Annotated in this window: 10 protein-coding genes; 3 read left to right on the top strand and 7 right to left on the bottom strand. The window is 45.6% G+C overall.

The window, feature by feature from the left end:
• The first annotated feature begins 50 nt into the window (after nt 1–50).
• The gene (gene smc / locus GC130_RS18905; protein ID WP_151999915.1) at nt 51–3,608 is read left to right on the top strand and encodes a chromosome segregation protein SMC; all 3,558 of its coding nucleotides are present in this window, start codon (nt 51–53) and stop codon (nt 3,606–3,608) included.
• Nucleotide 3,609: 1 nt separating this feature from the next.
• Here the strand turns inward: smc and GC130_RS18900 are convergent, their stop codons facing one another.
• Nucleotides 3,610–4,566 (bottom strand): calcium/sodium antiporter, encoded by a 957-nt coding sequence (locus tag GC130_RS18900; protein WP_151999914.1) that lies wholly within the window; start codon nt 4,564–4,566, stop codon nt 3,610–3,612.
• 167 nt (nt 4,567–4,733) lie between these two features.
• Here GC130_RS18900 and GC130_RS18895 point away from each other — a divergent pair, with 167 nt between their 5' ends.
• Nucleotides 4,734–5,939, top strand: coding sequence for an MFS transporter (locus GC130_RS18895; RefSeq protein WP_151999913.1), 1,206 nt, complete (start codon nt 4,734–4,736; stop codon nt 5,937–5,939).
• Here the strand turns inward: GC130_RS18895 and GC130_RS18890 are convergent.
• The 6 genes from GC130_RS18890 to GC130_RS18865 all read right to left on the bottom strand — a co-directional run bounded on the left by GC130_RS18890 (nt 5,936) and on the right by GC130_RS18865 (nt 12,251).
• Nucleotides 5,936–7,012, bottom strand: a complete 1,077-nt coding sequence (locus GC130_RS18890; RefSeq protein WP_151999912.1) for an AI-2E family transporter — start codon at nt 7,010–7,012, stop codon at nt 5,936–5,938. The two genes, GC130_RS18895 and GC130_RS18890, sit on opposite strands and share 4 nt — an antisense overlap.
• Nucleotides 7,013–7,063: 51 nt before the next feature.
• Complete coding sequence (locus tag GC130_RS18885; protein WP_151999911.1) at nt 7,064–7,828, bottom strand: LytTR family DNA-binding domain-containing protein; 765 nt, start codon at nt 7,826–7,828, stop codon at nt 7,064–7,066.
• Complete coding sequence (locus GC130_RS18880) at nt 7,828–8,877, bottom strand: sensor histidine kinase (RefSeq protein ID WP_151999910.1); 1,050 nt, start codon at nt 8,875–8,877, stop codon at nt 7,828–7,830. Before GC130_RS18880 ends, GC130_RS18885 begins: the two co-directional genes overlap by 1 nt.
• 81 nt (nt 8,878–8,958) lie before the next feature.
• Nucleotides 8,959–9,633, bottom strand: a complete 675-nt coding sequence (locus tag GC130_RS18875) for a hypothetical protein (protein ID WP_151999909.1) — start codon at nt 9,631–9,633, stop codon at nt 8,959–8,961.
• Nucleotides 9,634–9,638: 5 nt separating this feature from the next.
• On the bottom strand, nt 9,639–10,055 hold the full coding sequence (locus GC130_RS18870; protein ID WP_151999908.1) for a DUF2141 domain-containing protein: 417 nt from the start codon (nt 10,053–10,055) through the stop codon (nt 9,639–9,641).
• 21 nt (nt 10,056–10,076) lie between these two features.
• A complete protein-coding gene (locus GC130_RS18865; RefSeq protein ID WP_151999907.1) occupies nt 10,077–12,251 on the bottom strand; it encodes a TonB-dependent receptor in 2,175 nt (724 codons plus the stop codon).
• Between the two features lie 151 nt (nt 12,252–12,402).
• On the opposite strand from GC130_RS18865, the gene GC130_RS18860 reads away from it, so the two are divergent.
• On the top strand, nt 12,403–12,816 hold the full coding sequence (locus GC130_RS18860) for a nuclear transport factor 2 family protein (RefSeq protein ID WP_151999906.1): 414 nt from the start codon (nt 12,403–12,405) through the stop codon (nt 12,814–12,816).
• Nucleotides 12,817–12,835 lie beyond the last annotated feature (19 nt).

The following is a 12,835-nucleotide window of genomic DNA, read 5'->3' as shown; positions in this document are numbered from 1 at the left end:
GAGCCCCATTTTGTTGATAACATTTAAAGGTTAATGAATATTTTTGCCGCATGCAGTTGACGAAACTTGAGATTCGGGGGTTTAAGAGCTTTGGGGATAAAGTGGTGATCAACTTCGATGAAGGCATCACCGGCATCGTTGGTCCAAATGGCTGCGGCAAGTCCAATGTGGTCGATTCCATTCGCTGGGTACTTGGCGAACAAAGGTCACGCATGCTCCGTTCCGACAAAATGGAGAATGTGATCTTTAACGGAACAAAAAAAAGAAAGCCTACCAACCTTGCCGAGGTTTCTCTCACCTTCAACAACACTAAAAACCTCCTTCCTACCGAATATTCTCAGGTCACCATCACCCGTCGCTACTACAGGTCGGGTGAAAGCGAATATGAATTGAATGGTGTTACCTGCCGACTGAAAGACATTTCCAATCTTTTTCTTGATACTGGGATAGCGTCAAACAGCTATGCCATTATCGAGCTTAAGATGGTCGACGATATCCTCAATGACAAAGACAACTCAAGGCGTGGTCTTTTTGAAGAAGCAGCTGGTATTTCGAAATTTAAAGTAAGGAAGAAGGAAACGCTGCGGAAGCTCAGCGACACCGATGCTGATCTTGCCAGGGTGGAAGACCTTCTGTTTGAAATAGAAAAAAACCTGAAAAGCCTTGAAAAACAGGCCCGTCAGGCGCAGCAATACTATAAAATTAAAGAGGAATACAAAGAGGCCAGCATAGCCCTCGCCAGGAAAACAGTTGAAAAACATCAGCAATCATTTCGGGATGGAAAGAGCAAAATAGAGACTGAAAACGACCTGAAGCTAAGTCTGAACCGGCAGCTTGCGGAGAAAGAAGCGGCTATTGAGAAGTCTAAGGCCGATTTGATAGCCAAAGAAAAGCAGCTCAGCTCAAGACAAAAAGCGCTGAATGAACATGTAGGTAAGATAAGGTCGTACGAAAGCGAGAAGAAAATCAAGAACGAAAGGCTCCGCTTCCTGAATGACAAAAATGAAAACCTCAGAGAGCAAATTGAGCAGGACAGGAAAAGCAACGAGCGGGCATCCTTTTCTATTGAAAGTCTTACCAAGGAAAAGCAGGTAGCCGATAAGATCCTATCGGAAGTAGCGGCGAAGCTCGACCGGCTCAAAGGTGAGTATGACCACCAGAAAACAGAAACAGCGGCTCTTCAGGAGGAAGTCAACATCCTCAACCGCAACTTCCGGCAAAGCAGGGAAGAGGTGTATCAGCTTACCAAAGACCTGGAGATCAAACAAATCCAGCTATCCACGCTCAAGCAGGAACTGGACAAAGCAGCTTCCGACACGACGGAGCAATCGGCCAACCTGGAAGAGTTTGAAATTAAGTTGCAGGAAGTAGGTGAACTGAGGGCCGAAAGACAAAAAGAAATCGACAAGCTTAAGTCGGAAGAAGAAGCTGTTCAAAGTAGAATTGAGAGTATAAGCAAAACGCTGGAAGTCATCAAAGAGGAAGGCACCCAGGTGAGCCGTAAGCTTGATGCCCGGCAAAATGAGTATGCGCTCACCAAATCGCTGGTCGAAAACTTGGAAGGCTTCCCTGAAGCTATCAAATTCCTGAAAAAGAACTCTTCCTGGGGAAAAGATGCTCCCCTCCTTTCCGATGTTATCACTTGCCCAGAAGAATACAGGGTGACGATCGAGAATTTTCTCGAGCCTTACATGAACTACTATATAGTAGAGAGTGAGGCTAATGCCTATCAGGCGATCAACTTGCTGAGCGACGCTGCCAAAGGCAAGGCCCATTTCTTCATTCTGGAAAAGTTTGACAAGTTCAAACCTACCAGCACCAAGATCATTCAGAACGCTATTCCGGCCACTGAGGTGGTGGAGTTTGACGGCAAATACAAGAAGCTTGTCAGCTTCATTCTTGACAACGTTTACATCTCTACCAACCACCACACCGACCTGCCAGATGTAGATGATGCTATTTTCATAACAAAAAATGGAAAGGTTACCCGTCGTCACTATTCCATATCAGGCGGAGCAGTGGGCCTTTTTGAAGGAAAAAGGATTGGTCGTGCCAAGAACCTTGAAAAACTCGCTGTTGAAATAAAAGCGCTCAACAAAAAGTTGGATGAAATTCAGCAGAGTATCGAAAGCAATCAAGCCGACCTGAATGCGCTGAAAGCTTCCAGCAAGAAGGAGAGAATTGAAGCGCTGCTTCCCGACCTGAATCAGATCAACGAGGAGTATGTTTCTATAAGAACCAAGCAGGAGCAGTTTTCGAAAATGCTCACCTCCAACACCACTAAGAGGGAAGACATTATCGACAGGATTGAGGTGCTTACCGAAGAATTGCGCACCCTGCAACCAAAAGCAGAGCGTGAACAAGACTTGCAAAAAAGCGACGAAGAGAACCTGGCTTCAAAGAACAGTGAACTACAGGTCTTTCAAGAAATCTTAAGTCAAAAGTCGGCAGCATTCAACCAGGAAAACATTTCTTACCACCAGCAGGAGAACAAGGTAGCGAGCATCGCTCAGGAAATCAGCTTCAAGGAAAACACCTACGAAAGCTCCAAAGAAAGGATTGAGCGCAACCAAAGTGAGCTGAAGCAAACCGAGGAAGAAATTAAAGCTCTCGTGGAAAAAGCGGAGATGAATGACGATGAGTTGGTGGCCATGTACTCCGAAAGGGAAGCGATAGAAGTAGGCGTTAATGAAGCAGAAAAAGAATACTACAGCAGTCGTGGGCTGATAGATGAGCTGGAGAAAGAGAGCAGGGAGATTCAACGTCGCAGGGAAAGTACCGACCTGATGCTGATGGAATTCCAAAACCAGCTAAATGAAACTAAACTACAACTGAGCGCTGTAAAAGAGCGTCTTTCCGTCGAATTCAACATTGACCTCGACGATTTGCTGAAGGAGCAAGCTCCGGTAGAAGGAGAAGAAGTGAAAGAGAATCCGTTTGCCGACATTTCGGATGAAGAGCTTCGTGAGAAAGTTTCCAGGTTCAAGACCAGAATTGACAATATTGGCCCCATCAACCCCATGGCCATGGAGGCCTTCGAGGAAATCAAAGAGCGCTACGACTTTATCATCAAAGAAAAAGATGACCTGATCAAAGCCAAGGAGTCGCTGATCAGTACTATAGGCGAAATCGACGCTGTGGCCAGGGAAACCTTTCTCGATGCTTTCGAGAAGATCAGGGACAACTTTATCAAAGTATTCCGATCTCTCTTCACAGAAGAAGATGACTGCGAGCTGAAGCTACTCAATCCCGACGACCCGTTGGAAAGTCCGATTGAGATCATGGCCAAGCCAAAAGGCAAGCGGCCATTGACCATCAACCAGCTTTCAGGTGGTGAAAAAACGTTGACGGCTATTTCCCTCCTTTTCTCGATATACCTGCTGAAGCCAGCTCCCTTCTGTATTTTTGATGAAGTGGATGCCCCTCTCGATGATGCCAATATTGACAAGTTCAATAACATCATCAGAACGTTCAGTAAGGAATCTCAATTCATCATAGTGACACACAACAAGCGCACGATGTCAAGCACCGACATCATCTACGGTATCACCATGATAGAGCAAGGTGTGTCAAGAGTGGTACCTGTGGATTTGAGAGAATTGGCCTGATCTAGTTGCGGTAGATCAGGAAGCCCGTATAGCCAACAAATGCCACCAGAAACATCACAGCTTCTACTCTGTCAAGTTTGTTGCGGTTAAAGGTGAACATGAAAAGCAGCAGCGCAATGGATCCGAAGAAAATCACAAAGAAATCCATGTTCAACGTTGCGTTATAGGGAATTTCCCGGATGCCTCCGTTGATTCCCAAAATGAGCAGGATGTTAAAAATGTTGGATCCCACCACATTACCAATGGCAATGTCTGTATTTCGCCTGTAGGCGGCGACGGCCGACGTGGCCAGTTCAGGAAGTGAAGTGCCTGCTGCCAAAATGGTCAACCCTATCAGCTTTTCGCTCAGCCCGAAGCTTGCTGCAATGGCTACAGCATGATCCGTCACAAGTTTACCTCCTCCTACCAAAAGCGTAATCCCTACGGTGACAAACAAAACCGATTTTAGCAAGGTCATCGTTTGTATTTCTTCTTCTGGCTGCGTTTCGTTTTTTGCCTGCCTGACAATGTAAGCCATAAAAAGACCGAAAAAGACCAGAAGCACCAATGCATCTATCCGGCCGAGTGAGTTGTGATCAGCACCAAAGAACATGGCGTCGTTGACCAGAAAGAAAAGAAGCAGTGCAGAAAACAAAGAGTAAGGAATTTCGTATTTCACAGTCGTCCGCTGCACACTCAATGGGTAAATAACGCCGGCAACTCCAAGGATGAATAACAAATTGAATATGTTACTCCCTATGATGTTGCCGAACATGGCATCGTTCAGTCCGCTGGACGAGGCAAAGAGGTTAACAGTGAGTTCTGGGGCAGACGTTCCGAAGGCAACTACTGTAAGTCCAATCATCAAATTGGAGACGTTGATTCTTTTAGCGAGGGATGAAGCACCACTAACCATCCAGTCAGCCCCTTTTATGAGGATAGCGAATCCTACCAGTAGCAGGATAAAGTGAAGAGTCATAAGGTCGATTAATTAGGTTAAAAGCTAAGAAATGTAAGAAGAAAAACGACTAAATTATCTTCGAATAGATTAATTTTTTTACTGAATAATTCAATTTTTTAATAATTGGAGATTTTACACTCCCAACAAGGAATAATTTTCGAATATCGCATCGTCAATACACATGAATGACTAGAGTCCTAACGCTTTACAAAAATGCCTTCGGTGGGCTCTCAAGAGCAGCCTGGATTTTGGCGCTTGTGATGCTGATCAACCGCAGCGGATCAATGGTGGTACCCTTTCTTAGTGTGTACCTCACAGCCTCTTTAGGCTTTGATTTAGAGCAGGCTGGCATCCTGTTAAGCCTCTTCGGGGTTGGCTCTATTACCGGTGCATTTGTCGGAGGATGGCTCACCGATAAAATCGGTCATTTTTGGGTGCAATTTTTTAGCCTTGTGGGTGGTGGAAGTCTGTTCTTTTTTGTTGCCAATCTGGCCGATTTTTTGCCTTTGTGCGTTGGTATATTCACTATCAGCGCTGTGTCGGAAATGCTGCGACCAGCCAACTCGTCGTCAGTGGCTCACTACGCAAAGCCAGAAAATGTAACACGGGCTTTCAGTCTCAATAGAATGGCGATCAATTTGGGCTATTCTTTTGGGCCAGCGGTTGGAGGTATTTTGGCCACCTTCTCATATAACCTTCTTTTCATTGTTGACGGAATCACCTGCATATCGGCTGGCATTCTTTTCTTCTTCTATTTCAAAAACAAAAAAGGGCACGAACAGAAAGAGGACGAAACAAAAGCTACTTCTTCCCCTCTCAATGCATTAAAGGATTGGCGATTTGTGCTTTTCGTTCTGTTAGTGCTCTCTTTTGCTACAGTGTTCTTTCAATTGTTCATGACCCTTCCTCTGTATTATAAAGACGTCTACCAGTTGCCTGAGTCACAAATTGGATTGCTGATCGGGCTCAATGGCTTCATCGTATTCCTGCTGGAGATGATTATCGTGTACAGCGTGGGTGAGAGATTCAGCATCAGGAGACTGGTGATGATAGGAAGCCTGCTCAACGGACTAGCCTTCATTATTCTCAACCTGTTACACAGCGAGCCCATCCTTTACCTGGCAGTGTTGATCATTAGTGTCGCCGAGATTATGGCAATGCCGTTTATGGCCACCTACACGGTACAAAGGTCGGGGCCAAAAAACCGGGGAATTTATATGGGCATGTACTCTTTTGCCTATTCAGCGGCATTTGTACTGGCACCTGCGTTAGGCACAAATATTGTCAGAGCATTCGACTTCACCACGCTGTGGTGGGTTTGCGGGGTTCTTTCAATTGGAACATCCGTCGGTTTTTTTCTATTGCTGGCACCGCAAAAAAAGAAAGCCTAGTCTTCGCTTTTGGCAGGCTTGGCATTCCACTCCTTCAAAAAGATGGCATAGGCATTGAGTGAAGGTACCTCTTCCAATATGATTTTCACAATTCCGACGAGCGGAATGAAAAGTATCATTCCAGATACGCCCCATACCAGGGCCCCAACAATAAACGATAAGAAAACAGCAAAAGCGTTTATTTCGGTTGATGAGCCAACCACCCACGGCCTGATTACATTTTCCTGTATCATGTTAGCCAGCCAAAGCAGCCCGACAAGGAGTAACGGCGTGAGTAGTGAGTCTTTGGTTACTAGTGCGTAGCCCACCACAATGATCATTGCAATTAGGTTGCCTACGTAAGGAATAAGGTTAAGAATGGCCACCAAAATGGCGAAGAACAGCGCATACTCAAGCCCGAGCGACAGAAAGATAATGATGTCCATGGCTGCTGTAATAGCTGTAAATAAGCTAATACCTACAATGTAACTGCGAAGCACTTTCTGGATTTTGCCAAAGACCTTCCTGATTGTCTCCTGATTTGATTCGCTATATTTTTTTTCGATGAACCGGGAGGGAAGATCCCGGTACAGGAGAATGAAATAGATGTAGATGGGCATTAGAAAAAGGTCAAAAAAAGACTGCCCAACTGATGAAATATTACCAAACAGCCATTTCACGACTTCCTCGAGTTGACTGCCTATCATGCTCTTTAGCTCCTCGGTATCATCTGCAATGCCCAGGTCTTCAACAATAAACTGCTGAACCCTGGTGATGCTGGAAGAAAACCGTGTGGAAATGGAGGGGAGATCCTTGCTTATGGACACTACTTGCGCTGAAAGCGTTGCCAGAATTCCTATTATGACTGCGGTGAGCAAAAGTACGGCGATGATAATTGCCAGGCCCCTCCTCATTCGCTTACTTTCCATCCATTCTACAAAAGGCATCATGAAAATGGCAAAAAAAGATGCCCAGGCCAGTGGCACCAGTAATCCACGGGTAATCATAAGCACCCAAATGATTACAACTATCAGCGCTATGATATAGAACTGCCGTTGTAGTCCGCTGGTTTCCTTTTTAGCTGAAGACGTCATTTAGTTTACCTTTATTTCATCTGTACAAATACCATTCAAAGGTCTCTAAATTTAACGATCCAGCCACATTTTAAAAGCATTTACTTTTTCCCTGGCAACAACAACATCTGTGTCGTCGCAGTTGTGCAGCACCAGCCTCAATCGGCTGTTGGACCAGGCAATAATGTCTTTGATAGACTTGAACGACACGATATACTTCCTGTTTATCCTAAAAAACACTAACGGATCGATCAGCGCTTCGGCCTGATCAAGGGTAAAGTCAATGATAAACCTTTTACCTTCCCGGTTTTGGGCAAAAGTGGCTTTCTCCTGGCTAACAAAGTGATCTATGTCGGCCACCTCCACAGACTTCAGATGGTCGCCCACCTTAATAATAAACCTTTCTTTATAGGTCTTTGTAAGCCCCGCCAAAAGACTTTCCAGCTTATCAATCGGCAAAGCTGAGGAGCCGCCAGATGGTTTAGTCAAGGTGTTAAACTTGCTGAGAGCCGCTTTCAGTTCATCATCGTCAATGGGCTTTAACAAATAATCAACGCTATTCACTTTGAAGGCTTTGATGGCGTATTCATCGTAGGCGGTAGTAAAAATGATTGGAGCCCTCACCTCTACCCTCTCAAATATTTCAAAGCTAAGTCCATCGGCTAGCTGAATGTCGAGAAACAACAAGTCGGGCGCTGGCTGGTTGGCCAACCACTCCACTGTTCTCTTCACCGAATCGATCTGGGCGAGAATCTCAACGTCAGGCTCGATCTTTCTCACCATCTGGGCCAACCTATCGGCCGACAGTTTTTCGTCTTCAACTATTAAAACCTTCATTAAACTTTATCGAGGGTTAAAAGCGGTAGGGTCACTTCAAACTTACCGTTCTCCTGTGTGACAATTACTTTCTTGCCACTCAGAAACTCATACCTGTCCTTAATATTGTCGAGTCCGGTTCCGGAAGAGGGCTCCCTGGTGTGCTTTATCTGAAGGGTATTGGAAACCCGCAAGGTTTCCTCTTCAACGGAAATAGCAATTGTCAGCGGATGTTCTTGTGAAATTTCGTTGTGCTTGATGGCGTTTTCTACCAGCATTTGAACTGACAATGGGGGCACCACTTTATGCATATATTCATCAGGAACACTTATGTCATATTTGAGGTTGTCACCAAACCGAATCTGCTGCAGGAAGAGGTAGTCTTTTACAAACCTGAGTTCGGTAGAAAGATCTAGCAGCTCCTGCTTTCTTGACTCCAGCACAAACCTATACACCTCCGACAGCTTCTTAATGAACTTCACAGCAGTGTCCGGATCTTGATGAACAAGCGACGTAAGTACATTCAATGAGTTGAACAGAAAGTGCGGATTGACCTGGCTTTTGAGCGCTTCATATTGGGAAGCCAATTGTTCTGACTTTAGTTTTTCAAGATTGATGGCTGTTTGCCTCCAGCTAAGGAAAAACTCCCGGCCAAACAAAAATGTCATGATCAACATGGTGCAGAACACGGGAAAGATCAGGTTATATAGGAACCCTGAAGATAACAATGTGGCCAGTTCCCTCTCCAAATACACTACATAAAACACATAATAGATAATTGATGCCGCAGTCAAGGTGTACACTACCATGACAACCAAACCTACCCACAAACGCTTACCAGGAGCCTCCAGCCAGCTTATGCGTGTTTGAATAAACTCCGAAAGATATTGATTTCCCTTCCAGAAAAACAGCCAAAAAGAAGCATTGAGGCTGAATATGGCAAGCGTGCGTGAGTTGAACTCACTGAAGCACGAATTACAGGAAAGGTATCCGCCAATTAAGCCTCCTGCCAAAATGAGCAGGGTAATTTCCTTTAACTCCCGAAGAACAGTCTTTCTGGTGATCTGCATCTCTGTTTTTTGAACAAAACCAAACGAAGCTTAAAGTGCAACAGGCTCCATTAAATTACAAGTATTTGATAGGCCTTTACTTTAGTTGCCTTCTCCGGAGGCGGCCTTCTGGCAGTTCTTTAGCATTTGCTCCGCCGCCCCTTGTCCCCAGGTGGGCGAAAAATCTCCATTATCCTTTTGCCGACCATAGTTCTCCACTGCTTTGGCAAGGGTTTGACACGAGGCCTCATTACTTTGCCCGAAGAACTTCTCGGTGCCGTCCTGCATTTGGGCCATAAAAAGCCTGGCTCTTGGATTCGTTGGATCCATTTGAATGGCTTTACCAAAAGTCTGAAAAACTCTCGTAGACAAAGTCTGGCCCCTCGTTCCTGGGTCAAAGGCGACACTCAACATATCGGTGTACCCTTGCATAGTAATCAGCTCCACATTGTCGGGCGAAGCCTCAAGGCCAGCTTCCACAAACTTCCTCGCTCTGTTCATTTTTTCATCCTGCAAAACCATTGTTTCTTCTTTTGTGGCCATCCAGGCATACGCCAGTGCCGCATAGTAGTTCGGCTGCCATTTGTCCTTTTCCACGTTGGCAATTCGCTCAAACTTGTTGGCTGCATTCTGCCAGTTCTCTTTGCCTCCTTCAGCAGAGAACAATTGTTCCAGGGCTCCCTTCATTCCTTTTTCATAGGAGTTTTGTGCATTGGTTTGGCCAACTGAAAACAATGCCAAAAGGGAAACTACTGCGGTTATTTTAAGTGTCTTCATGATAATTAGCGGTTAAGTTTGATTTCAATAGAAGTATCGTTTTTAAAGCTGATCTTGGTCTGCTCAAAGCTTGGCGGGCCAAACTTGCCCATTACATTATTGCTGAAGCCATAAGGCTCGGTGGGAATGACCAGGAAAGTGTCGAGTTCGCCATTTTCATTTTCATCATGAATCACGCTTACGGCATATTCTCCGTACGGAAGGTTTTCAAAAACAACCTCCTGGCCTTCGGCTGTTACTTTAGCTGAAACACCTTTTATTGGTTCTTTCAGGAAATTGTCCTCTTTGTCGAACAAGCCAACCATTACCTGACCTTTCAGGTCGCCCAGGTTAGTAACTTTCACTACCAGCCTGCCCTGGTTGTCGCCGGCCTGGCTTTCAATGCCAGCCAGCAGCAAAATCATCATTAGTAAATTTTTCATTGCTATGATATTTAAGTTGAATTATAAGTTTTCGAGTTGATTCTTTGACTTGTCCTTCGAGAGTGTGATGAAAACTCCAAGAAACAAGAAACGTTTAGCTGGCTGCCCAATAGCTCTTGACTCAAAGACACCGTCGCTGTTTGGGTTGTCTGCAAACTGATAACCGAAGATATTGTCACGACCCAGCAAGTTGGTGGCTGAAGCATAGAAGATAACCTGCGGACGAAACAGATAAGCCATATTAAAGCTGAAGTCCTGATAGCTGGGAAGCTGGCTGTTCATGACCCCATCTTTGTTGGGGTCGTTATAGTAGCGGCCGCTGCCATAAGAGTAAGTAAACCCAACCTGCGACTTGATGGCATCGATAAAGTGCTTGTAAACGAAAGAGAAGTTATGTTTCGAAGCAAACCCGGGCACCGCTGACGACTGAAATGTGAGAAAGTCTCTTTCGGTATCGAGAAATGAATAGGACACCCAGTAGTCGATGTTGCGGAACGTTTTGGCGTCTCGGAAGAAAATATCCAGCCCATTGGCATCACCATATCCTTTGTTGTTGAAAAAGGTTGGATTATAAGGTTCGTTCCCATTGTATTTTACCAATTTGTCATACGCCTTCATGTAACCCTCCACCCTGAAAGTCCTGTTATCTTTTTGAATTTGATAGTTAAGAATGTAGTGGGAAGCTACTTCCGACGTCAAGTCTGTGGTGACACGGAAGCGCTCGTTGTCAGGTGTCTGGTAGAATCTTCCATAAGCGAAGGACACCTGACTAAACTCCGTGGTTTTGTACGCCAGTGATGCTCTTGGTGCCAGGTTCCAGGTACCTATTAGTGAGGAATACTCTAACCTTGCTCCGGTTCTGAATACAAACTTATTGGACAGGTAAACATCAGCCTCTGCAAACGTAGCGGGCAACGTCTCCGCCTTTTCATTGATCAGACTTTGCCCCTCTGCTGCTGTAATGTTATCGGTGAAATCTCTGACAATTACCTCCTGACCAAGCTTAAGCGTCATCTTCTCGTTACGGTCGTTGGTGAAGACTGACTTTACATGCCATGCGTGCTCACCTGTGTCAACACGGTCGTTGTCGAAGTCAATATTGTCTTCCGAAATGGTTTGGCTAACACCTCCGCTGTAGTACCAACCACCTCCCAGTTGATTCTTGTAAGTGGCATTCAGGTAGCTGTACCCGTTCTTTATGGCAATTCTATTGCTGCCGCCCGGGCTGTTGATATCAGGCTGACGAAGCGCAAAGGAAGCATTGGCAAACGAGCCGTAAAGCTTGAAAATTCCGCTCTTCCCACTTTTTTGTCTTACCATAAAAGAACCCCCCAGCGATTCAGAAGGCTTTTCCCAGTCATATGCCTGGTTGATCAGCGACTGATATGGTTTCAGGTTAGTATAAGCAAGCTCTCCGAATACTGAACCTCTCTCCCATCTTTCAGTGTGGCTTGCACTTCCGCCTACACTCATCAAAGAAATGTTGGACTCGGTTTGTTCGGGGAGGTCAAAGGTGTTGAGCACCAGGGCCGACGACATCGCCTGACCGTATTCAGCGCTGTAGCCGCCCGTGCTAAAGAACGTGCCTTTGAACAGGAAGGGCGAAAACCTTGAGCGGCCTGGCATATTGGGGCCGCTGGTGTTGTAGAAACTGTTCATTAGCATGCCGTCAACAAAAGTCCTGGTTTCTGTGCTGGCCCCTCCCCGCACGAAAAGCCTTCCGGACTCTCCTACCTTTTGAGTCCCTGGCAGTGTATTCAGTGCACCGGGAATGTCGGCTGTGGCCCCCGCTGTCATGGCAATGTCAAGTGGTTTCAGCACTACCGATTTTTTCTCATCGCTTGCCTCGAAAGTGCCTGCCGTAATCGTAACGCCGTCAAGCTTGTTGATTTCCTCCTGGAGTTGGATGGTCAGTTGAATTGGGTTGCCAGTCAATTTCACCTCCGTTACATGCTTTTTGTAGCCAATAAACGTGGCCACTACCTGGTGGTCTCCTGCTTCCTCCGTTTCAAAGGAAAACGCCCCTTCCATGCCTGTGGTGGCGCCGTCGTAAGTACCGTCGATATAGATATTCACACCGGGAATAGGCTCACCTGACTTCTCGGTGATCACCCCCTTGATGATTGTTTGCGCAATAAGGGGTGTTGAAAAAAGTAGCGCCAGAACATAAAAAACGATTTTGAGTAGCTGTATCATTGAATCACTTGTTTGTCGTTGAATGATTCAAAGGTGCTATGCTCCCGACCGCTTTAATAATAGAAGTGACTGAACTGTGGAAGAAGCCGGATGAAATGACGCAGGGTTTGGATGGATGTTTTTATCTTTAATCGACCTTGATTTGAAAAGCATGAAAAATGCACTCATTTTCTTCGTAATTACGCTGGTAACCAATGCTAGTCAGGCCCAGAACTCATCCGACCCTGTCGACGTAGTGAGCCGCCAGTTGGACGCCTACAATGCCAGAGACATTGACAAGTTTCTTGAAACGTACAGCGACACGGTCAAGATTTACAACTATCCCGACAAACTACTTATGGATGGAATTGAAAACCTTAGAAAAGGATACGAGGGTTTCTTTCAAACTGCCGTTGACCTCCACTGCGACATTGTCAACCGAACTATTCTGGGCAACACGGTTATTGACCACGAAAGTGTGGTCTTTGACAAGAACAAACCCCGGCTTGAGGCAATTGCCATTTACAAAGTAAGCAACGGCAAGATTTTCGAAGTGCGCTTTATCAACGCCAGAACTGAACCTTAGGGAGCACCAGCTTTCGGGT

The sequence above is a fragment of the Imperialibacter sp. EC-SDR9 genome (assembly GCF_902498805.1).
Classification (GTDB): Bacteria; Bacteroidota; Bacteroidia; order Cytophagales; family Cyclobacteriaceae; genus Imperialibacter.
Note: the sequence above shows the minus strand (reverse complement) of the source record. Positions and strands in the feature narration are given on the sequence as shown.